The 22,864-nt window shown below is 59.2% G+C and carries 11 protein-coding genes and 3 rRNA genes; 10 read left to right on the top strand and 4 right to left on the bottom strand.

Annotated features, from left to right (window positions below; translation table 11 throughout):
• The first annotated feature begins 285 nt into the window (after positions 1–285).
• The 6 genes from DW899_RS08400 (at position 286) to uvrB (ending at position 9,131) form a co-directional block, all read left to right on the top strand.
• Positions 286–1,791 (top strand): 16S ribosomal RNA (locus DW899_RS08400).
• 398 nt (positions 1,792–2,189) lie between these two features.
• Positions 2,190–5,163: ribosomal RNA gene (locus DW899_RS08395) — 23S ribosomal RNA — on the top strand.
• Between the two features lie 148 nt (positions 5,164–5,311).
• Positions 5,312–5,427 (top strand): 5S ribosomal RNA (rrf, locus tag DW899_RS08390).
• The 16S, 23S and 5S rRNA genes sit together here, the layout of an rRNA operon.
• A 196-nt stretch (positions 5,428–5,623) precedes the next feature.
• Positions 5,624–6,265 carry a dephospho-CoA kinase gene (gene coaE, locus DW899_RS08385; protein ID WP_117800637.1) on the top strand — a complete coding sequence of 214 codons (642 nt, stop codon included), beginning with the start codon at positions 5,624–5,626 and terminating at the stop codon, positions 6,263–6,265.
• Positions 6,258–6,839, top strand: a complete 582-nt coding sequence (locus tag DW899_RS08380) for a lytic transglycosylase domain-containing protein (RefSeq protein ID WP_117640770.1) — start codon at positions 6,258–6,260, stop codon at positions 6,837–6,839. The genes coaE and DW899_RS08380 overlap by 8 nt, the downstream gene beginning before the upstream one ends.
• A gap of 51 nt (positions 6,840–6,890) precedes the next feature.
• Positions 6,891–9,131 (top strand): excinuclease ABC subunit UvrB, encoded by a 2,241-nt coding sequence (uvrB, locus tag DW899_RS08375; protein WP_117640771.1) that lies wholly within the window; start codon positions 6,891–6,893, stop codon positions 9,129–9,131.
• Between the two features lie 65 nt (positions 9,132–9,196).
• Here uvrB and DW899_RS08370 read toward each other — a convergent pair whose 3' ends face one another.
• From DW899_RS08370 to DW899_RS08355, 4 genes are all read right to left on the bottom strand, one after another.
• The gene (locus DW899_RS08370; RefSeq protein ID WP_117800636.1) at positions 9,197–10,837 is read right to left on the bottom strand and encodes an NAD(P)/FAD-dependent oxidoreductase; all 1,641 of its coding nucleotides are present in this window, start codon (positions 10,835–10,837) and stop codon (positions 9,197–9,199) included.
• 80 nt (positions 10,838–10,917) lie between these two features.
• Positions 10,918–12,189, bottom strand: coding sequence for an NAD(P)/FAD-dependent oxidoreductase (locus DW899_RS08365; RefSeq protein ID WP_117786307.1), 1,272 nt, complete (start codon positions 12,187–12,189; stop codon positions 10,918–10,920).
• Positions 12,190–13,020, bottom strand: a complete 831-nt coding sequence (locus tag DW899_RS08360; RefSeq protein WP_022094864.1) for an Mrp/NBP35 family ATP-binding protein — start codon at positions 13,018–13,020, stop codon at positions 12,190–12,192.
• A 145-nt stretch (positions 13,021–13,165) separates the two neighbouring features.
• Positions 13,166–15,319: an LTA synthase family protein gene (locus DW899_RS08355; RefSeq protein WP_158566602.1), complete on the bottom strand. Its 2,154-nt coding sequence runs from the start codon at positions 15,317–15,319 to the stop codon at positions 13,166–13,168.
• 193 nt (positions 15,320–15,512) lie between these two features.
• Between DW899_RS08355 and uvrA the strand changes: the two genes are divergently transcribed.
• From uvrA to uvrC, 4 genes are all read left to right on the top strand, one after another.
• Positions 15,513–18,392 carry an excinuclease ABC subunit UvrA gene (gene uvrA, locus DW899_RS08350; RefSeq protein WP_117800632.1) on the top strand — a complete coding sequence of 960 codons (2,880 nt, stop codon included), beginning with the start codon at positions 15,513–15,515 and terminating at the stop codon, positions 18,390–18,392.
• Between the two features lie 132 nt (positions 18,393–18,524).
• Positions 18,525–19,025: a Cys-tRNA(Pro) deacylase gene (ybaK, locus tag DW899_RS08345; RefSeq protein ID WP_089573609.1), complete on the top strand. Its 501-nt coding sequence runs from the start codon at positions 18,525–18,527 to the stop codon at positions 19,023–19,025.
• Positions 19,026–19,130: 105 nt separating this feature from the next.
• The gene (gene murJ / locus DW899_RS08340) at positions 19,131–20,711 is read left to right on the top strand and encodes a murein biosynthesis integral membrane protein MurJ (protein ID WP_117800630.1); all 1,581 of its coding nucleotides are present in this window, start codon (positions 19,131–19,133) and stop codon (positions 20,709–20,711) included.
• Positions 20,712–20,717: 6 nt separating this feature from the next.
• Entirely contained in the window at positions 20,718–22,658 is a 1,941-nt protein-coding gene (gene uvrC / locus DW899_RS08335; protein ID WP_369832170.1) for an excinuclease ABC subunit UvrC, read from the top strand.
• Positions 22,659–22,864: the final 206 nt, after the last annotated feature.

Here is a 22,864-nt window from a genome sequence, read left to right as displayed (position 1 = left end):
CCCTCCGGTCTGGCAATATATCTCCTTGCCGCGCGGCCCGGTCGGACCGGATCAGCCGCACAGCGTGCACCTTGAGAACCGGATACTGCGAGGATGGACACATTCAGTGTCGCATCCGGGCAGACATCGAACCATTTGAAATGGTCTAACTTGGATTTGTTTTTCGCAAGGCCGCCGAGAGGCGGCCCCGAGAAATTCCTTTTCCTATACTTAAACCATATGAATCGAACGGAACCGATCAGCTAATAGTTGTGAGGACCGGACGGGCTCGAAGCCCATATATTTTGGACGGAGAGTTCGATCCTGGCTCAGGATGAACGCTGGCGGCGCGCCTAACACATGCAAGTCGAACGGCACCTATCTTCGGATAGAAGCGAGTGGCGAACGGCTGAGTAACACGTGGAGAACCTGCCCCCTCCCCCGGGATAGCCGCCCGAAAGGACGGGTAATACCGGATACCCCGGGGTGCCGCATGGCACCCCGGCTAAAGCCCCGACGGGAGGGGATGGCTCCGCGGCCCATCAGGTAGACGGCGGGGTGACGGCCCACCGTGCCGACAACGGGTAGCCGGGTTGAGAGACCGACCGGCCAGATTGGGACTGAGACACGGCCCAGACTCCTACGGGAGGCAGCAGTGGGGAATCTTGCGCAATGGGGGGAACCCTGACGCAGCGACGCCGCGTGCGGGACGGAGGCCTTCGGGTCGTAAACCGCTTTCAGCAGGGAAGAGTCAAGACTGTACCTGCAGAAGAAGCCCCGGCTAACTACGTGCCAGCAGCCGCGGTAATACGTAGGGGGCGAGCGTTATCCGGATTCATTGGGCGTAAAGCGCGCGTAGGCGGCCCGGCAGGCCGGGGGTCGAAGCGGGGGGCTCAACCCCCCGAAGCCCCCGGAACCTCCGCGGCTTGGGTCCGGTAGGGGAGGGTGGAACACCCGGTGTAGCGGTGGAATGCGCAGATATCGGGTGGAACACCGGTGGCGAAGGCGGCCCTCTGGGCCGAGACCGACGCTGAGGCGCGAAAGCTGGGGGAGCGAACAGGATTAGATACCCTGGTAGTCCCAGCCGTAAACGATGGACGCTAGGTGTGGGGGGACGATCCCCCCGTGCCGCAGCCAACGCATTAAGCGTCCCGCCTGGGGAGTACGGCCGCAAGGCTAAAACTCAAAGGAATTGACGGGGGCCCGCACAAGCAGCGGAGCATGTGGCTTAATTCGAAGCAACGCGAAGAACCTTACCAGGGCTTGACATATGGGTGAAGCGGGGGAGACCCCGTGGCCGAGAGGAGCCCATACAGGTGGTGCATGGCTGTCGTCAGCTCGTGTCGTGAGATGTTGGGTTAAGTCCCGCAACGAGCGCAACCCCCGCCGCGTGTTGCCATCGGGTGATGCCGGGAACCCACGCGGGACCGCCGCCGTCAAGGCGGAGGAGGGCGGGGACGACGTCAAGTCATCATGCCCCTTATGCCCTGGGCTGCACACGTGCTACAATGGCCGGTACAGAGGGATGCCACCCCGCGAGGGGGAGCGGATCCCGGAAAGCCGGCCCCAGTTCGGATTGGGGGCTGCAACCCGCCCCCATGAAGTCGGAGTTGCTAGTAATCGCGGATCAGCATGCCGCGGTGAATGCGTTCCCGGGCCTTGTACACACCGCCCGTCACACCACCCGAGTCGTCTGCACCCGAAGTCGCCGGCCCAACCGAGAGGGGGGAGGCGCCGAAGGTGTGGAGGGTGAGGGGGGTGAAGTCGTAACAAGGTAGCCGTACCGGAAGGTGCGGCTGGATCACCTCCTTTCTAGGGAGATACGTTCTTAGAGAGAAACACTTTAACTCGAATAGAGGGCAGGAGCCCGTCCGGTTGATGTCTGGCCAGGATAGGTCCCCGCAGCACCCGGTCCCCGGGGTCGCACCCGCGTACCTTGAGAGCCGCATAGCGATAGGAGAGAGATGGAAGATCATTCTTCCAGACTCGATTCTTTTCTGCGATTAAACGTAAGAATGATAGCAATCATTCATCCGATCCAAACAAGAAGAATTCACTTATAAATGAGTGAGGAGCATCTGATCGCGAGCACAGTACAACACACTGTGCCGCGGTATGAGATACCCGAATTGCGACATACGAGCGCTATTCATGATATCGATTAATTTTTATTAGCGACACGTGGATATCCCGCGGGCCCGAGAGCGGTCCCGCAAGATACCACGGGCGCACGGCGGATGCCTTGGCACAGGGAGCCGATGAAGGACGCGGCAAGCTGCGATAATCCCCGGCGAGGAGCACACATCCTTCGACCCGGGGGTCTCCGAATGGGCGAACCCATCCACAGAGGTGTGGATATCCCGACCCCGAACGCATAGGGGCCGGGAGGACAACCCGGGGAACTGAAACATCTAAGTACCCGGAGGAGAGGAAATCAATCTCGAGACTCCCCGAGTAGCGGCGAGCGAAAGGGGACCGATGGCCAAACCGTCGAGCGGGCGTACCCGGCAGGGGTTCCGCCGACGGGGTTGCAGGGCCGCGCATCCGGGGGCTGCCGCCCCCGGGCGCAGGTCCGGCTGGGGAGCGGAACGGCATGGGAGGGCCGGCCGCAGCGGGTGACAGCCCCGTACGCGAACCCAGACCGGACGGCGCGACGCGGTCCCTGAGTAGGGCCGGGCACGTGAAACCCGGTCCGAACCTGGGTGGACCACCATCCAAGCCTGAGTACTACCCTGTGACCGATAGCGCACCAGTACCGTGAGGGAAAGGTGAAAAGCACCCCGGGAGGGGAGTGAAACAGTACCTGAAACCGTGCGCCCACGAGCAGTCGGAGCACCTTTACGGTGTGACGGCGTGCCTTTTGTAGAATGAGCCAGCGAGTCGCTGGCGCGGGGCGAGGTTAACCGAAAGGGAGCCGGAGCGAAAGCGAGCCTTAACAGGGCGACTTGAGTCCCGCGCCGCGGACGCGAAGCCGGGTGAGCTATCCGTGGGCAGGCTGAAGCGGGGGTAAGACCCCGTGGAGGGCCGAACGCACGTCGGTTGAAAACGGCGGCGATGACCTGCGGATAGGGGTGAAAGGCCAATCAAACCCGGAGATATCTCGTTCTCCCCGAAATAGCTTTAGGGCTAGCGTCGCGCGTTCACCGCCGGAGGTAGAGCACCGGATGGACGAGGGGGCTTCGCCGCCTACCGAATCCAACCGAACTCCGAATGCCGGCGGCCCAGAGCGCGGCAGTCAGAGCATGTGGGCTAAGCTGTGTGCTCGAGAGGGAAACAGCCCGGACCGCCCGCTAAGGTCCCCAAGTTCCAGCCGAGTGGCAAAGGATGTGCGTCCGCCCAGACAACCAGGATGTTGGCTTAGAAGCAGCCATGCATTCAAAGAGTGCGTAACAGCTCACTGGTCGAGTGGACATGCGCCGACAATACACGGGGCTAAGCTGGACACCGAAGCGGCGGGATTTTGATTTTCAGAATCGGTAGGGGAGCTTCCCATGGGCGGGGAAGCCGCCGGGCGACCGGCGGTGGAGCGCATGGGAGTGAGAATGCTGGCATGAGTAGCGAGAGACGAGAGAGTAACTCGTCCGCCGTGAACCCGAGGTTTCCTGGGCAAGGCTAATCCTCCCAGGGTCAGTCGGGGGCTAAGGCGAGGCCGGAAGGCGTAGCCGACGCGCAGCAGGCAGACATTCCTGCACCGCGCACGCGGCGCTACGACCGACGGGGCGACGGATGGGGGTGGCTCGGCGGGGTTCTGGACGTCCCCGTGATGGAGCGCGGCCCGCGGACCAGGGAAATCCGGTCCGCACGAGGGCGAGGCTCCGGACGAAGCGATCAAGCGAAGCGAGTGAGCCCGAGGTCCCTAGAAAAACCCCTAGGCAGGCGCGTGCGCGCCCGTACCGCAAACCGACACAGGTGGGTGGGTAGAACATACCGAGGCGATCGGGTCAACCATGGTCAAGGAACTCGGCACAATGGCCCCGTAACTTCGGGAGAAGGGGTGCCCGCGCGTACGTGAACGGACTTGCTCCGGGAGCGGAGGCGGGCCGCAGTGGAGAGGCCCAAGCGACTGTTTACCAAAAACACAGGACTCTGCAGAAGCCGCAAGGCGACGTATAGGGTCTGACGCCTGCCCGGTGCCGGAAGGTCACGCGGAGGAGTTAGCGCATCGCGCGAAGCCCCGAAGCCAAGCCCCGGTAAACGGCGGCCGTAACTATAACGGTCCTAAGGTAGCGAAATTCCTTGTCGGGTAAGTTCCGACCTGCACGAAAGGCGCAACGACTTGGGCGCTGTCTCGACCATGGACCCGGTGAAATTGCACTGGTCGTGAAGATGCGACTTACCCGCGGAAGGACGGAAAGACCCCGTGAACCTTCACTGCAGCTTGGCATTGGCCGCTGGTCCCGCGTGTAGAGGATAGGCAGGAGGCATCGATCCGGAGGCGCCAGCCCCCGGGGAGCCGCCCTTGGAATACTGCCCTCGCGCGACCGGCGTCCTAACCCGAGGCCGTCAACCGGCTCGGGGACCGTGCCAGGCGGGCAGTTTGACTGGGGCGGTCGCCTCCTAAAGGGTAACGGAGGCGCGCGAAGGTCCGCTCGGGACGGTCGGCAACCGTCCTTTTGAATGCAAGAGTACAAGCGGGCTTGACTGCGAGGCCCACAAGCCGAGCAGGTGCGAAAGCAGGCTCTAGTGATCCGGCGGCCCCGAGTGGGTGGGCCGTCGCTCAACGGATAAAAGGTACTCCGGGGATAACAGGCTGATCTTGCCCAAGAGTCCACATCGACGGCAAGGTTTGGCACCTCGATGTCGGCTCATCGCATCCTGGGGCTGGAGCAGGTCCCAAGGGTACGGCTGTTCGCCGTTTAAAGCGGTACGCGAGCTGGGTTCAGAACGTCGTGAGACAGTTCGGTCCCTATCCTCCGTGGGCGCAGGAGAATCGATGGAGGCTGCCCCCAGTACGAGAGGACCGGGGTGGACGCACCTCCGGTGAACCGGTTGTCGACCAACGGCACGGCCGGGTAGCCGCGTGCGGCGCGGATAACCGCTGAAGGCATCTAAGCGGGAAGCCGTTCCAGGGATTAGTTCTCCTTCCGGTAAGGGCCCAGGTAGACTACCTGGTCGATAGACGGCAGGTGCAAGGCTGGCGACAGCCTCAGCCGAGCCGCACTAATCGCCCGAGCTCTTCCGGAACCGCACCTCGCGGCCCGCGGGACCCAGCGCTCATGCGCGGTCCGGGCACGAGGATGCCCCCGAGTCAGTTCCCTTTCCTATACGCCATGCGGCCCCCAGGGCACGTAGATGAGACCCAGGACACCGTAACGGTGGGCGCCGCCCACCGGTCAGCGGCCAGAGCATGGGGGGCACGCCCGGTCCCGTTCCGAACCCGGAAGCTAAGCCCCATCGCGCCGAGAGTACTGCGGGGCCAGCCCGTGGGAGGCCAGGGCGCCGCTGACCGGTGGACGGCACCGAGCCGTACGCTTGACTTGAAGAAGGGGGGGGCCTCGCGGCCTCCCCCTTTTTTTTGCGTTTTATAGAGAGCTGTAATACAAGAACTCGCCTTCTTTTAGCTTGTCTTACTGTTTGGCTGTATTTTGAGTCCTTCTTTTGTATTTGCGCGATAATAACTCCCATTGGCGTTAGGGAGGACTTGATGTTTACCGTTTTTGTCTTGGGCAATATTGCTTCGGGTAAGTCGACTGCCTGCCGCTATCTCGAATCTCATGGCGCCATGCTTATCGATCTGGACGAGCTTGCCAAATCGCTGTATGTGCCAGGCTCCGATATCGTCAATGCCCTCGCGGAAGAATTTGGCTGGGATATTTTGGACGAGGAGGGCGGCGTTCGCCGTAACATCCTCGCTTCTCGAGCTTTTGTTTCTCCTGATGCGGTCGCGAGGCTCAATAGCATTGTGCACCCCGTTCTCATTGAGCAGCTGTCACTGAGGATTCTTGATCCGGTTTGCTGCACGGTTTCTTCCCCCCGTTATCCCTTTGCGGTGGTCGAGGTTTCTGCTCCGACTGGTTTTGAGGATGCATTTGGCTTGGCTGATGAAATTCTGGTCATCAGCGCCCCTTTGTCAGTTCGTCGCGAGCGTGCTATTCAGCGTGGCATGGAGCCATCTGATTTCGATGCCCGTTCTGCTTGCCAGCCCGATGAGTCTGCGCTGTGCAATCTCGCTACAACGGTGATTGATAATGCCGCAGGCGATAATTCGCTCTTTGAGCAGCTTGACTCATGGCTTGCATGCCATGGGTTTATAGACACTGCGAATAAGGAGGATTCCGATGCCTAAGACACGTTTCTTTGCGTGGTATCGCCTTATTCCGCTGGCTGCCGTTTTTGCCTTCGGCCTTATCTCATTCGTTTACTCGTGTGCTCCTGCCGCCTTCTTTAAGCCGCTGTATCCGATTGACTACGAGGCATATGTAAAGCAATCCAGTATTTCGCATAATCTGGATCCGTATCTGGTGTGCGCTGTCATTAAGTCGGAATCGAATTGGGATCCCGAGGCCGAATCGAATCAGGGTGCTCAGGGATTGATGCAGCTGATGCCTGTGACTGCTCAGGATATGATCGCCAAGGGTCTTGTCGACGGTGGGGAGTATTCGGCCGACAACCTTAACGATCCGGCTACGAATATCGAGTTTGGCTGTGCGTACCTCTCGTATCTCTTAACGTATTTCAACGGGTCGACGGATAGCGCTATTGCCGCCTATAACGCCGGCATGGGCAATGTCGACGGATGGGCGCAGCAAAGTACGTCGCTGCACAATGCAATCACCTTTCCCGAGACGCAGGCGTATCTGATTCGCGTCAATAATGCCTGGGTTCGCTATAAGACCCTCTATCCCGATCGGTTCGTATAGGACTATGCCTGCCGCCTGCGTATACTGCAGATATATGAGTTAGGAGTATCCATGGCGGAATTTGAAGTAGAACGCGTTGGCGGTGAACTTAAGCGCTTTGGCGTTGAGGGCGCTGAGGTGCCGTTTGAAGTCGTTTCTCCCTATGAGCCTGCAGGTTCTCAGCCTAAGGCCATTGAGTCGCTTGTGCAGGGTGTGAGGGACGGAGATCGCTATCAGGTTTTGCTGGGCGTGACTGGTTCGGGCAAGACCTTCACGATGGCTAAGACTATTGAGGCCCTGGGGAAGCCGACGCTGGTCATGGCTCCCAATAAAACGCTCGCCGCTCAGCTTGCGAGCGAGCTCAAAGAGTTCTTTCCCAACAACGCTGTGGTCTACTTTGTCTCGTACTACGACTACTATCAGCCCGAGGCGTATGTGCCGCAAAGCGATACATATATCGAGAAAGACTCCTCGATTAACGAAGAGGTCGAGATGCTGCGCCATCAGGCGACCGCATCGCTGCTATCTCGACGCGATGTGATCGTTGTCGCATCGGTCTCGTGTATCTATGGCATTGGCTCTCCTGAGGACTATGCGGGTCTTGCTCCAAACGTCGACAAGAAGGTGCCGCTCGAGCGCGATGACTTTATCCATGCGCTTATCGACATTCAATATGATCGCAATGACTATGACCTGGCGCGCGGCACGTTCCGCGTGCGCGGTGATGTCGTCGACGTGTATCCGCCTTATGCCGAGCATCCGTTGCGGTTTGAGTTCTTTGGTGACGAGGTTGAACTGATAGCCGAGATCGATGAGGTCACCGGTGAGATGCTGCGTGAGTACGAAGCAATTCCCGTGTGGCCGGCCTCGCATTACGTGACCGAGAAGCCAAAGGTCAAGGCCGCTCTGAAATCAATCAGTGAAGAGTGCGAGAAGCGTGTGGCCGAGCTCAAGGCGACTGATAAGTTGCTCGAGGCACAGCGTCTGCAGCAGCGTACCGACTATGATCTCGAGATGCTCGAAACGATGGGCTTTTGCAACGGCATCGAGAACTACTCGCGTCATCTGGACGGGCGTAAGCCGGGTGAGCCGCCGTTTACCTTGATTGACTACTTTCCCAAGGACATGCTCTGCATCATCGACGAGAGCCATGTGACGGTGCCGCAGATTCGCGGTATGCACGAAGGCGACCGATCGCGTAAAGTGACCCTGGTGGAGCATGGTTTTCGCCTGCCCTCGGCGCTCGACAACCGTCCGCTTCGCTTCGATGAGTTTGAGGCAAGGATACCCCAGTTTATCTATGTTTCGGCCACACCGGGCGACTACGAGCTGCGGGTGAGCCAAAACGACGTGGAGCAGATTATTCGTCCGACCGGTCTGCTCGACCCCAAGATCGATGTGCGTCCGGTTCGTGGGCAGATTGACGATCTTGAGGACGAGATTCGCGAGCGCGTTGCCCGCAAGGAGCGCGTACTGGTGACCACGCTCACCAAGCGCATGGCCGAGGATCTGACCGACCATCTGCTTGATGCCGGCATTAAGGTCAATTACATGCACTCCGATACAGCGACGATGGACCGTGTCGAGATCCTGCGAACGCTGCGCGAGGGAAAGATTGATGTTCTCGTTGGCATCAACCTGCTTCGCGAGGGCTTGGATCTCCCCGAGGTCTCACTGGTGGCAATTCTCGATGCCGATAAGGAAGGCTTCTTGCGCAACCGCCGTTCGCTGATTCAGACGATTGGCCGCGCGGCCCGTAACGCCGATGGCGAAGTCATCATGTATGCAGACGTTGTGACCGATTCGATGAAAGAGGCCATCGAGGAGACGCAGCGCCGTCGCGAGATTCAGATGGCATATAACGAAGAGCATGGCATTGTGCCCAAGACGGTGCGCAAGGCCATCAACGACATCTCAAGTTTTATTGCCGAGGCCGAAAAAACCGTGGGTTCCAAGGGACGCTCGAAGGGCGACTCTCTTGGCCATGGCGCATTCTATACGCCCGATGAGTTGGGCGAGGGTGGCGTGCCGGAAACGGTGGCGCCCGAGCAGACACTTGCGGAGCAGTTGGAAGAACTGCCGCATGACGAGCTCGTGCGGATCGTCGAAACCATGGAAGAGGATATGCGTAACGCTTCTGCCGCCATGGACTTTGAGGAGGCGGCGCGCCTGCGCGATGCCGTCGTTCAGATTCGGGCGATGCTCGAGGGTGCGTCTGAGGACGAGACGATCGAGCGCTTACGTTCGCAGGCTCGCAAGGGTTCCACGTTCGCATCGGGCAGAAAACGCCAGGGTGCACGGTTTAAGAAATAGCGAACATGCCCCGAGTTCCCTGCGGAGCTCGGGGCATGCGTCTTTTGCGCGCTGGAATTCGTGCGTTAGAGGTCTGCGATCAGGGCTTCGGCACAACGGATGCCGTCGGTGGCGGCGCTCATGATGCCGCCGGCATATCCAGCTCCCTCACCGCAAGGGTAGAGGCCCGGGGTCGACACGGCATGGCATGTTCGGTCTCGGGTGACGGTGACCGGTGAGCTCGAGCGAGTCTCCACGCCGGTAAGGACAGCATCGGAGCGGTCGTAGCCTCGTAGCTTTTTTCCAAGTAGGGGAAGTCCCAGGCGGAGCGACTCGACGATATGCTGCGGCAGGGCTTCGTCAATTGCCGTCCAGGTCACACCGAGCGGATAGGTGGGCTTTACCTTTCCGGGCGCCTTGCTGGCGCGTCCTGCGAGGAAATCTCCGACGAGCTGTGCCGGTGCGTTCCAGTTGGAACCGCCCAGGCGGTAGGCGGCCGCCTCGCAGGCGCGCTGGAGCTCGATGCCGGCGAGTGGGTCATCGTTGGGAAGGTCCTCAGGCGTGACGTTAACGAGCAGGGCGGCATTTGCGTTGCGTCCGTCGCGGGCATTGAGACTGGCGCCGTTGACGCACAAGTGGCCCTGCTCGGAAGAGGCGGCGACAACCTGCCCGCCGGGACACATGCAAAACGAGAACACGCTGCGGCCGTTGGGAAGATGGGCGACGAGCTTGTAGGGGGCTGCTCCGAGGGCAGGATGTCCCGCCGAGGCTCCGAATTGGGCTCGGTCGATGTCGCGCTGCGGATGCTCGATGCGAACGCCCATGGCAAAGGTCTTTTGTGCGAGGACCACGTTGTGGTCCTTAAGGAGCTCAAAAATATCGCGAGCAGAATGCCCGCAGGCGAGGATGAGGTGCTTTGTCTCGATTGGCTCGCAAGCGGTGTCTTGGGACGATTGGACATCAATACCGGTGATGGCGCCAGACGCGTCGATGCGAATGTCGACGAGCTTCGTTCGATAACGGACGACACCTCCGAGCTGCTCGATGCGCTGGGATATAGCGGTGACGACCGTGGGAAGGATGTCGGAGCCAATGTGCGGCTTGGCATCCCACAGAATATCGCGGGGCGCACCCGCCTCGACGAAGGTTTCGAGGATAAGGCGATGGGCGGGATTTTTGGTTCCCGTATTGAGCTTGCCGTCCGAGAAGGTCCCCGCGCCGCCCAGGCCAAACTGGATATTGCTCTCGGGGTCGAGGATGCGCTCCTTTAGAAAGAGGTCGATCGCCTGCGAGCGGCGAAATGCCGGGTCGCCGCGCTCGATGAGCAAGGGCTTAAGACCTGCTTCGGCGAGCGTAAGCGCAGCGAAAAGGCCGGCGCATCCGGCGCCGACAACGACAGGGCGTTCTTGAGGTGCGTCGGAGGCGGGGGAGGGGAATGAAGGCTCATAGTCTTCTATCGCGCGTACGCGCGAGCGGTCACGCTCGGCAACGCTGTCGATCGCTTCTCGCTCGAGGTGGGGACTAGTCAGCTCAACACGAAAGCTCAGGATAAAATGGACGTCTCGTTTTTTGCGAGCGTCGATTGACTTGCGGTGGAGCTCGATGGACTTGATCTCGGAGTCCTTGCAACGTAGGACGCACTTGGCGACTCGCTTGCCAACAATGAGACAGGCATTTTCATCGCCGGCTTCATCGAGCGACGCGTTGACTTGGGTGATTTCAATCATCGAGGTCTCCTTAGAGGCAAGAAAGAGGCCGTCCGGTATCCCAGACGGCCCGAATGCGTTTTTGATTATAGACTGCGCGGCTACAGGCTGCTTGCAGCGCGAATGCCCGAGATCCAGGCCCACGCAAGGTTAAAGCCTCCGCAATCGGCGTCGATGTCGAGCGCTTCACCGCAGACGTAAAGCGGGGCGTCGACAACGCTGCGCGCGCGTAGGCTGGGTGTTGAGATGCTCTCGACAAATATGCCACCACGCGTGACCTGTGCTGAGCGCTCCTCGGCTGTTCCCTCGACGAGCAACTTAAAGTGTTTGAGGATCGAGACCAGGTGGATGACATCGTTGGAGCCTGGATGGCACTGCTCGAACGCTGTGCAGACGACGCGGGAGAGTTGCGGGGCGAGCATGCCGTCGAGCCAACGGGGATCGCGGGGTGAAAAGCGGCCGAGCAGTTCAACGCGTCGGTTGAGCGTATCGAGCAGCTCGTCTTTGGAGAGGTCGGGGAAAACGTCGAGCAGGATCGTATCGCCGTGCTGGATACGACGAGAGAGGTTGAAGACAGCGACACCCGAGATACCGAAGGTTCGAAACAGCACTTCACCGTCTTCGTGCCAGAGCTCATTATGATTGCGGGCGAGCGTCAAGCGGGCACGGACGCGCAGGCCATCCAACGTCTTGAATGCCGCCCGATCGCCAACGACCGTTGCCGATACGGGGCAGAGGATGGGGCGCAGTGAAGTGAGGGGGAGGCTAAACGTATCGGCGATACCGGTGGGGTTGCCGCCCGTGGCGATAATTACGGCATGTGCCTGCAGGGCCTCGTTCTTGCGAGGGACATCGGCGAGCGCTTTCCGAAGCGAGCGGAGCTCCGATTTTCGGTCGTCGTGCTTTTTTGCCTTGAGTGCCCGCGCTGGACGGTCTATTTGGAGTGCCCAGCCTTCGGAAGCTTTGTGCGCCGAGGCAACGTTGGCTCCGCAGATTAAGGTGATACCTAGGCGGTCGCAAACGCTGAGAAGCGCGTCGCGCACCGATTCGGCGCGAAGGGAGCGCGGGTACAGCCGGCCTTCCTCGGAGGTTGTCATGATGCCCAGCGAGGAGAAGAAACCCATAAGCTCTTGTTCGGGCTGGGGGCCCATGACGGATGTGACGAATGCTGGGTGGTTATACCGCTGAGGATCGATCGATTCGTTGGAGAGGTTGCAGCGGCCGTTACCGGTCGCAAGGAGCTTAAGGCCGCAGGCGACATCGCGCTCAACGATGCAGACGCTTTTGCCAGCGCGTGCGGCCGTAATGGCGGCGGCGAGGCCTGAAGCCCCGCCGCCGATTACCAAGACGTCATAGAGGGCGCTCGCGTTCACTTAGGCCTCGTCGGTCTCGTGCGGGGTAATAGCCTCGACGGCAGAGACCGCCTTGGGCAACATGCCATCGGGCAGCGCGGTCTCGACCTCGCCCTTATCGCAGGCCTCGGCGAGTGCCGGATTAATGGGAAGCTGGCCCAAGATGTCGAGGTTATAGCGCTCTGCGACCTCGGGGAGCTTGCTCTTGCCAAAGACCTCGATCTTCTTGCCGCAGTCGGGGCACTCAATATAGCTCATGTTCTCGACAATGCCCAGAATGGGGACGTTCATCTTCTCGGCCATGTTGACCGCCTTGGCGACGATCATCGAGACCAGATCCTGCGGGCTCGTGACGATGACGATGCCGTCGACCGGCAGCGACTGGAAGACGGTGAGCGCGACGTCGCCTGTTCCCGGAGGCATGTCGACCAGCAGGTAGTCGATGGGGCCCCACGAGGTCTCGCTCCAGAACTGCCTAATGGCGCCTGCGATGACCGGACCGCGCCAAAGGACGGGGTCGGTCTCGTTTTGGAGCAGCAGGTTGGAGCTCATGACCTTGACGCCGTGCTCGGAGATTTCGGGCAGCATAAGGTTGCCAAGGGCATGGACGTGGCGTCCACTCATACCGAACATCTTGGGGATAGAGGGACCGGTGATGTCGGCATCGAGGACGCCGACCTTGTGGCCGTGACGGGCAAGCTCGGTGGCGATGGCACCGGTGACAAATGACTTGCCGACACCGCCCTTGCCGGAAAGCACGGCGATGACGCGCTTGACCTCGGACAGCGTGTTCTCCTCAAATTGCGACGGCGACGTTTGTCCGCCGGCGGCCTGTGCGTGTTCGCAACCCATGTATGACTCCTTTGTATATGCTGGGGCCGGGGCCCCGCGATGTGACACGAGCGTCATTGTACCCTCGTTTGCGAGCGGGAGTCATTTGCGATGCGTTTGGGCCGAGCGTGCTTGCAATACGATGGGCCCAAGCGAATGGGCGGGCTTACTGAACTTTGCTGGCGAACTCGAGGTATTGCATGCGCTGCAGCTTGTCGATCGTCGAGGCGTAGGGGCTGTCTTCCGATTCCAAGTCGTAGCGCAGCCCGTCGGCACCGAGATAGCCGGCGACATTGATGGTGGGCACATCTGACCTTGTCGCAAGCAGGGCCTTTTGGTAATTGGTGAGCGGGGCGCCGATCTTATTAAGGGTAATGGCTGCAATCTCGTTTGCCCCGACGGTGTCGTAGACGTTGAGCTCGGTATTGCCGGCGATCTCATAGTTAGCCCAGACGAGATATGTCGACTGATAGATACGGAAAGCGTGGCTTGCCGTATCTTCCTGAGGGTACAGCTCGTCGTTGAGAGTCGTTGCGGCGCTCGGCTGATGGTCGCCAAAAAAGACAAGAACAACCGGTCTGCCGATGTTGCGGAGCTCGTTGATAAAGTACTCGAGGTCCCGGTCGGATGCGTTGATGCAGGTGAGATAGGTGTTGAGCGCGCTGTTGGCGCCCTCGCTGGCTCCCTCGACCCAATAGTTTGTCAGCTCTTCGGCGGGAACGGTGCCATAGTCGTAGCCGCCGTGATTTTGCATCGTGACGTCAAAGATGAACTGCGGCGCTTCGTCGGTTCTAAGCAGGTCGAGTATCTTGTCGTAGGTGGCGTAGTCGCATACGCCGGCATGGTAATAGGGCGCACCTTCGAAATCGCCGATTGAAAGAAAGTCTCCAAAGCCCAGCTGCTGATAGATTTTATCTCGATGGTAGTTGACGGGGTTTTGCGGGTGCATAGCGGTAGTGGTATACCCAAGCTCTTTAAGGTCCTTTGCCAGGCTGTTTACGCCATTCATCTGATACAGCTGATAGGGGATCTTGCCTAATCCGACAAAGGCCGTTGTCGCTCCGGTCAAAAATTCGAATTCGGAGTTCGCCGTTCCGCCACCGGCGACCGAAGCGAGCATGGTGCCGCGAACAAGTGTGTCGGGAAGCGAGTTGTAGAATGCGGGGCCGGAGTACCCGGCCGCCTGGAGCTGCTCAAAGCACGAAAGGTCGCTAAAACTCTCGTTCATGACGGCAACAATCGTCGGCTTGATTTCATTGAACTGGGCAACGGCCGCCGCGCGCTGTTCGCTCGAGCCATATGTGCTGTCGTAGACGGCGGCGAGCTCCTGCTCGATGCTCTGCGCCTCATCGGGCGTATAGTCTTCGGGCTTCTCAATGGACAACTCGTTGACCATTTCGGTGAACGAAGTGATAAAACCCTGAGACGCATACGTGGTGATGGGCTGCCAACGGTCAAATCCAAAATCCAGCGCCTGCTCCAAGTCGATGTTGGAAAAGCCTGAGAGCCCCACAACGGTCACTAGCAGAAAAGCACAGAGGTTAGCGGCGATAGCGGGGAAGACATGGGTGGGCGTACGGAGCTTTCGCGGTCGGATGAGCGAAAGAAGCCCCAGGGAAATCTCCAGCAGGGCGAGAGAGGTTACGATTCCGGCGGTAAAGGTAAACTCGTATCCCTCGCTGACTTCCATTGCGGTGCCAAGGGCCAAGATATCGCTTGGCAGGATGGCTTCGCCTTTAAACGTTATGACGAAGTGCTCGGCAATGCCAAGGATGCAGCAGACGACGGGCACGAGAGCCATGACGCCTCCATGACGCTGTCCCAGCAAATAAAGGGAGAGCAGAACCGTCGCGAGCAGCCCGACGGAAAACCCGAATGAGTTGGCGGGAATGCGATAGAACGTTTCGTTGCAGGCAATTTCGAGTGAAACGAACGAGAGCGCTGAAACAGCGGCGATGACAAGGATGTCACGGCAAATACAGGCAACCGTTCCCGTCGCAAGGTCGGTTTGGTCGATAAGTCCCGAAACCAAGGGCTCGACAAGAAGCATGACGGCGACAGCACCGAGCGCCGAATAAGAAAGGATCCATAGGGAGCTGCCCTCATTTACGAGCAATTGATTCGTAATCCATGCAGCTACCACGCCGAGCGGGACGAGGAGCGTCGCGCACCAAAAGACGCGGGCAATGGGTGGCTTTTCGTTGCGTTTGATTGAAAAATACACGCGCACGACGACGGCGGCCACGATAAGGACGGCGATGAATATGGGCAGATTGGCCATGTCGCTCGAAGTGATTTCAAGGGGGATATCTTCGGTCATGGACGTTCCTCTGGTACAGCAAATTAAGTTCAGTATTAGATTACTGTAACCTTTCCACGGCATTTCGAGAAACAAAGCGCCCGATACGCAAAGCTAAAGGTCTGCGAATCTTGTATTACGAACATCTGTGCGCGTCGAGTGCGCTAAACTCATCGGCAGTATGATTCGATGCAATAGGAGGCAAGGAGCTTCCATGTCTGATTCCTCTATCGTTATTCGCGGCGCTCGTGAGCACAACCTCCGTGATATCGATGTTTCCATTCCGCGTGACCAACTCGTGGTCATTACCGGTCTTTCTGGCTCGGGCAAGAGTTCGCTGGCATTCGACACTATCTATGCCGAGGGCCAGCGTCGATACGTCGAGAGCCTTTCGAGTTATGCGCGCCAGTTCTTGGGCCAGATGGACAAACCCGACTTGGATTCAATCGACGGCCTTTCGCCGGCGGTGTCGATCGACCAAAAGACGACATCTAAAAACCCTCGCTCGACGGTTGGCACCGTAACCGAGATTTATGACTATCTGCGTCTGCTGTTCGCCCGTGTGGGCACCCCGCACTGTCCCGAATGCGGCCGCGTCATTGAGCGCCAGACGACCGACCAGGTCGCCGATAAGGTCCTGGCGGCGGGGGAGGGCCGCCGCGCGTTTGTGCTGGCACCGGTGGTGCGCGGGCGAAAAGGCGAGTACACCAAGCTGTTTGAGGACCTTCGCGCCGAGGGCTTTAGCCGCGCGCGTGTCGACGGCGAGGTTCGCTCGCTTGATGCCCCTATCGATTTGGATAAGAAATTCAAGCACGATATCGAGGTCGTGGTCGACCGCATCGTGATTCGCGAGAACTCGGTGGGCCGTATTGCCGAGTCCGTTGAACAGGCGACTGCGCTGGCGCACGGCAATGTGAACGTATACTTGCTGCCCGACCGCGACGCTCCCGAGGGGACCGAAGGCGAGTTGCTGGAGTATTCGCTGGCGTTAGCGTGCCCGGAGCATGGACACTCCATCGATGACCTGCAGCCGCGTGATTTCTCGTTCAACGCGCCCTATGGCGCGTGCCCCGAGTGCGATGGCCTGGGCTTTAAGAAGACGGTCGATGCCGAGGCCCTAATCGAAGACCCCTCGAAGTCGATCGCCGACGGGGTCTTTGGCAGCCTGTTTGGCAACTCTAACTACTATCCGCAGATTTTCGCTGCGGTCTGCAAACACTTTAAGGTGAGCGTCGATACGCCGTGGGAGGATCTGCCTCCGCGGGTGTGTCGTGCGTTTTTAGACGGCATGGGCGACCAGAAGATTTCGGTCGACTATCAAAAGCTCGATGGGCGCCGCAGCCAGTGGGACACCAAGTTCTCGGGTGTGCGCAATATCCTGTACGAGCGCTATACCGAGACGACGAATGAGAACACCAAGGCGCGCTTGGAGAAGTACATCCGCGAGGAGCCGTGCTCGAGCTGCCACGGCGCTCGTTTGCGCCCCGAGATGCTCGCCGTCACCGTGGGCGGCAAGTCCATTTACGAGGTTTGTTGTCTGTCGTGCCGTGAGTCGCTCGAGTTTTTTGAGGGCCTGGAACTCACCGAGCGCCAACAGTTTATCGGCGGACGCATCGTCAAGGAAATCCTGGAGCGCCTGCGTTTTCTGGTCGATGTCGGACTCGACTATCTGACCCTCGATCGTGCCTCGGCGACGCTTTCCGGAGGCGAGGCCCAGCGCATTCGCCTGGCAACGCAGATCGGCGCCGGCCTCATGGGTGTCCTGTACATTTTGGACGAGCCATCGATTGGCCTCCATCAGCGCGATAACGAGCGCCTGATCAAGACGCTTGAGCGCCTACGCGATATCGGCAATACCGTCATCGTCGTCGAGCATGATGAGGATACGATTCGTGCTGCCGACTATGTGATCGACATGGGCCCCGGCGCGGGCGTGAACGGCGGACACGTAGTCGCGGCGGGAACGCCTGCCGATATCATGGCGTGTCCCGAGTCGATGACGGGCGCTTATCTGACCGGCAAACGAATGATCCGGGTTCCCGATGAGCGCCGCAAGCCCGGTCGCGGCTGCCTTAAGATCACGGGCGCCCGCGCCAACAACCTCAAAAACGTTACCGCCAAGATCGAGTTTGGTACGCTTACGGTCGTTACCGGCGTGTCGGGATCGGGTAAGAGCTCCCTGGTTACCGACACTATCGCACCTGCCCTTACGAATGCCATTCACCGTTCGACGCGCCCTGTGGGTCCGTATAAGAAAATCGAGGGCATCGAGTGTATCGATAAGGTTATCGATATCGACCAGTCGCCGATTGGCCGCACGCCGCGTTCCAACCCTGCTACGTACATTGGCCTGTGGGATGATCTTCGCGCGCTGTTTGCGAGTACGCCGGAGTCGAAGGCGCGCGGCTACTCGCCGGGACGTTTCTCCTTTAACGTGAGCGGCGGTCGCTGCGAAGCATGCAAGGGCGACGGACAAATTAAGATCGAGATGCACTTCCTTCCCGATATCTATGTCCCCTGTGAGGTCTGCGGCGGCAAACGCTATAACCGCGAGACGCTTGAGGTCACCTACCGTGGTAAGACCATCTCGGACGTGCTCGACATGAGCGTCACCGAGGCACTGGCCTTCTTTGGGAATATCCCGCAGATTAAGCGCAAGCTCCAGACGCTGTACGATGTAGGCTTGGGCTACGTGAGCCTGGGCCAGCCCGCTACGACGCTCTCGGGCGGCGAGGCGCAGCGTGTGAAGCTCGCCAAGGAGCTTCATCGACGCCAGACGGGCAAGACGTTCTATATTTTGGATGAGCCGACGACCGGCCTTCATTTTGAGGACGTCCGCCAGCTGCTCGATGTGCTGCAGCGCTTGGTCGATGCGGGCAACACGGTGCTGGTGATTGAACACAACCTTGATGTCATCAAGGTTGCCGACCGCCTGATCGATATGGGCCCCGAGGGCGGTAACGGCGGCGGAACCGTCGTGGTTTCGGGCACACCGGAGCAGGTTGCGGACTGTCCGCAGAGTTATACGGGCAAGTTTTTGGCGCCGTTGCTCAGGCGTGACCGGGAGCGTCAGGCTCAACTTGATGCTCAATAAATAGGCGATTCAGTTTATGGGCGCCATCGACTCCTTGTGATTCGATGGCGCTTGCTGTGTCGAAGTGACGTATGCAGCCGAATTGGACATATACTTAATCCTTGCGTCCGAATGCGAGGGAAAGGATATGCCATGGCAAAGGCTGTAAAGACGCCAAAAACCAATGCGATGCGCGAGCTGGAAAGCGCCGGCATTTCCTATGTTCTACATACGTACGAAGACGATGGTGATGAGTCGGCGGGCCTGGGGGTCGCGATTTCGGAGCAGCTTGGCGAGGAGCCCGGACAAGGATTTAAGACCTTGGTCTGCGTGACGCCGTCCAACGACCACGTCGTGTGCTGCATCCCTGTTGCCGACGAGCTCGATCTAAAGTCCGCCGCGCGTGCCGCGGGGGAGAAGTCCTTGGCCATGATGCATGTGAAGGATTTGCTTGCGGCGACTGGCTACGTTCGCGGCGGCTGCAGTCCGGTCGGTATGAAAAAACGCTACCGGACGCTCATTGATGAGACATGTGTCCTTTGGGATACCATTTTTATTTCGGGAGGCAAGCGTGGTTATCAGCTTGAGCTTGCACCTGATGATTTAATTGCATTTTGCGGGGCGACGGTCGCCCCGATTACGAGAGAGGACTGAGCGATGCCGCAGGAAGAATTGAAGTGCGGAGCTCATTTTGCAAAAGAATCTGCGCCTCAGACACCCTCATCCGAAGCTTCTTCGTCGCGAGACGACACTGACGACATGGGCTCGTCGGACTACTCCACGGTTGGTCGTTCCGCCGGGCTTATGACCATCCTGACCATCGTGTCTCGCGTCACCGGTTTTATCCGCACGTGGGCAATGGCGGCCGCTATCGGCATGTCGCTGCTCTCGTCTTCCTATCAGGTCGCCAACAACCTGCCCAATATGCTCTACGAACTCGTGATGGGCGGCATGCTCGTGACGGCGTTTTTGCCCGTGTACATGGGCGTGAGGCGTGAGCAGGGTCGCGAGGCCTCTAACGAGTACGTGGGCAACCTGCTCGGTATTCTGCTATTGGTGCTGGGTGGCATTTCGTTGCTGGGGACCGTGTTCGCCCCGGGCTTTATCTGGACGCAATCGTTCCTTTCGGGTGACGGCGGCAGCATGGATACCGCTGCGTTCATGTTCCGTTTCTTTGCCATCCAGATTCTGTTTTATGGTTTGGGCTCGGTGTTTTCGGGCGTCCTCAACGCACACCGCGACTACTTCTGGTCGACGTTTGCCCCGGTCCTCAACAATGTGATCGTCATTGCGAGCTTTATGGGCTTTGCGCCCGTGTCCGCACAGTTTGGCGAACGTGCCGGCATCATCTTGATTGCGGCCGGTACGACCCTCGGTGTCTTTGTTCAGATGGCATGTCAGATCCCCGCGCTTGGCAAGCACGGCGTGCATCCCCATATCCATATCGACTTTAAGGACCCCGCACTGCGCCAGACGATTGCGCTCGGTATCCCGACGCTGCTCGCCACGGTGTGCATGTTTGTCTCGACTTCTATCACCAACGCTGCTGCGCTGGTGGTCCAGCCCGAGACTGGTCCTTCCGTCATCGCCTATGCGCGCCTGTGGTACACGCTGCCCTACGCGCTGATTGCCGCCTCGCTTTCGACGGCGCTCTATACCGAGCTCTCTCACGACGCACAGGAGAAGGATTACGACAGCGTTCGCACGGGCATTTCGCGTGGCGTCGCCCAGATGCTGTTCTTCCTGATTCCGTTTGCGCTGTACCTGATTGTCTTCGCGCGTCCGCTCAACATGATTTACTGTGCCGGCAAGTTCGATGAATCCGGCGTGGCGCTGGTGTCCGAGTTCCTTGTCTACCTGGCGTTCTCGCTGCCGCTCTACGGCGTGGTCGTGTTGATGCAGAAGAGCTTCTCTGCCTTGCTCGACATGAAGCCCTATAGCCGCTATTGCCTGTATTCCGCCATCGGCCAGGCCGGCTCGGTTCTGCTGTTTGGCGTTGTGCTGGGCTTCGGTATGCCGGCAATCGCGCTTTCGTATGTCGTCGACTACGTGATCTTGGTCGGCTGTTCGCTGCGGTGGCTGCGTCGTCGCCTGCGTGGCCTTCAGGTCAAATCTATCCTACATGGCGGTTTCTTTGGCCTTTTGCTCGGTGGCCTGGGTGCTGCCGCAGGCGCCGGCGTCATGTGGGCGCTTGAACACTTTGTCGGGGCACTTGGCGGCTCGATTCTGATTACTCTTGGCTATGTTTGCGTTGCGGGTGTCGTCTCGCTTGCTGTTACCTTTGGCCTTGCCGTCGTCCTTAAGATGCCCGAGGTCTCGGCGCTGCTTCGTCGCAAGTAGGTGCGCGTGGCCGGTCACGACAACATTCCAACGCTTGCCGAGCAGGTTTCGCGCGTTCCCACGCAGCCCGGATGCTACCTTTGGAAGGATGCCAAGGGCGATGTCATCTACGTGGGCAAGGCGAAAAACCTGCGCGCCCGTATGCGTCAGTACGTGACGCTGCAGGACGAGCGCCAGAAGATCCCGCTGATGATGCAGCTGGTGGCGAGCTTTGACTATATCGTGGTGGAGACCGAGCACGAGGCGTTGGTGCTCGAGCGCAATTTGATTGGTCAGTACCATCCGTACTTTAACGTCGACCTCAAGGATGACAAGAGCTACCCCTTTATCGCCATTACAAAGGGCGACCTGTATCCCGCTATCAAATACACGCGTGAGCGTCATAAGCCGGGAACGCGCTATTTTGGACCTTATACCGATAGCCGCGCGGCACGTGAGACGATAGATACGCTGCGCAAGGTTATCCCCATCTGCTCCGCATCCTGTGCGGAGTGGCGTCGTTGTCGCCGTATCGTCGAGTCCCACAAGGGCGAGGAAGACATCGTCAATATGATTTGCGCGCAAAACGGGCGCCCCTGCTTTGACTACCATGTCGGGCGCGGCCCGGGTGCGTGTGTCGGCGCGATTTCCCCGGCAGACTATGCCAAGAACGTCAAGCGTGTCGAGCGCTTTTTGTCGGGCCATCGCAAGGATGTCGTCGATGAGCTGACCTCCGAGATGACGGATGCCGCTGAGGCGCTCGACTTTGAGCGCGCGGCACGCGTCAAACGTCGTTTGGAGGTCATCAGGGGTCTGGACGATCGTCAGCAAGTCGTTTTTCCCTCCAGTGTCGATATAGATGTCATCGGTTTCTATCGCGAGGAGACCATCTCCGCCGCTTGCGTCTTCGTCGTTCGCGAGGGCCGAACTGTTCGCACCTGCGAGTTCATTCTCGACAAGGGTCTTGATGTTGACGAGGAAGAGCTCCAGTCGGGCTTTCTTAAGCGCTATTACGACGAGACGGCTGATATTCCAGCTGAGGTCAACCTTTCCGTCGAGCTTGAGGATGCGGAAGCGCTGGGGGAGTGGCTTGCGGGCAAGCGTGAGCGTTCCTGCCATCTCCATAGGCCGCAGCGTGGCGAAAAGCACCGTCTGCTCGATATGGCATCCAAAAATGCGCGCCATGCCCTCATGCGCTACATGATGCGAACGGGGTACGCTGACGACCGCACCAATCAAGCGCTCCTGGAGCTCGAAAGTGCGTTGGCGCTGCCATCGCCGCCGTTGCGTATCGAGTGCTTCGATATCTCTACACTGCATGGCACCTTTACGGTCGCCTCGATGGTGGTGTTTACCAACGGGCGCGCCGACAAGAGTCAGTATCGTCGTTTTAAAATTCAGGCCGAATTGGACGAGGCAAACGACTTCGTGTCGATGTCCGAGGTTTTGGGACGACGTTATGCTCCCGAGCGCATGGCCGACGAGCGCTTTGGCTCGCGCCCCGATTTGCTCGTTGTCGATGGCGGTAAGCCGCAATTGACCGCTGCGATGAAGCAACTTGAGGCTCTTGGGCTCGATATACCAGTTTGTGGCTTGGCAAAGGCCGATGAGGAGGTTTTCGTGCCTTGGGACGAGACTCCCGTCGTGCTGCCGACCGGGTCCGCGTCGCTCTATCTAATTAAACAGGTGCGCGATGAATCGCACCGTTTTGCCATCACGTTCCATCGCGAATTGCGCGATAAAGCCATGACGGTTTCGGTACTCGATGACGTTCCAGGCGTGGGACCCACCAGAAAACGTGCCCTTATGCGCCATTTTGGCTCGATGAAGCGTTTGCGCGCGGCGAGCGAGCAAGAGATCGCGGAAGTTCGAGGCATTCCTGCCGATGTCGCCAAAGCGGTTCACGAGGCGCTCGTTGCATGGAATGCCGAGCGCGCCGAGGCGGCGGCAAAGCAATCCGAAAACTAAACACGCCTCTAAACAACTGATATACATGATTGCGTGATTTTCAATCATTTATTTCACGGCGATTACCAGCCGATTTCGGGTTTAATTAACGCTAAAACGTTTGACTAGCCATGGTGAACAACCCTGCTATCCTGCGGGTTGACGAAGACTGATATCTCACCTCGTCGATACATACTGTCTGGCGAATCGTTTGTCAATGAATTCGG

Origin of the sequence: Collinsella sp. AM41-2BH (assembly GCF_003468085.1) — a bacterium.
Lineage (GTDB): Bacteria > Actinomycetota > Coriobacteriia > Coriobacteriales > Coriobacteriaceae > Collinsella.
Note: the sequence above shows the minus strand (reverse complement) of the source record. Positions and strands in the feature narration are given on the sequence as shown.

Coding starts and splice junctions, on each gene's coding strand:
- uvrB (WP_117640771.1), top strand. CDS start 6,891: ATGGCGGAATTTGAAGTAGAACGCGTTGGCGGTGAACTTAAGCGCTTT.
- DW899_RS08360 (WP_022094864.1), bottom strand. CDS start 13,020: ATGGGTTGCGAACACGCACAGGCCGCCGGCGGACAAACGTCGCCGTCG.
- murJ (WP_117800630.1), top strand. CDS start 19,131: ATGGGCTCGTCGGACTACTCCACGGTTGGTCGTTCCGCCGGGCTTATG.
- DW899_RS08370 (WP_117800636.1), bottom strand. CDS start 10,837: ATGATTGAAATCACCCAAGTCAACGCGTCGCTCGATGAAGCCGGCGAT.
- DW899_RS08355 (WP_158566602.1), bottom strand. CDS start 15,319: ATGACCGAAGATATCCCCCTTGAAATCACTTCGAGCGACATGGCCAAT.
- DW899_RS08380 (WP_117640770.1), top strand. CDS start 6,258: ATGCCTAAGACACGTTTCTTTGCGTGGTATCGCCTTATTCCGCTGGCT.
- coaE (WP_117800637.1), top strand. CDS start 5,624: ATGTTTACCGTTTTTGTCTTGGGCAATATTGCTTCGGGTAAGTCGACT.
- uvrA (WP_117800632.1), top strand. CDS start 15,513: ATGTCTGATTCCTCTATCGTTATTCGCGGCGCTCGTGAGCACAACCTC.
- ybaK (WP_089573609.1), top strand. CDS start 18,525: ATGGCAAAGGCTGTAAAGACGCCAAAAACCAATGCGATGCGCGAGCTG.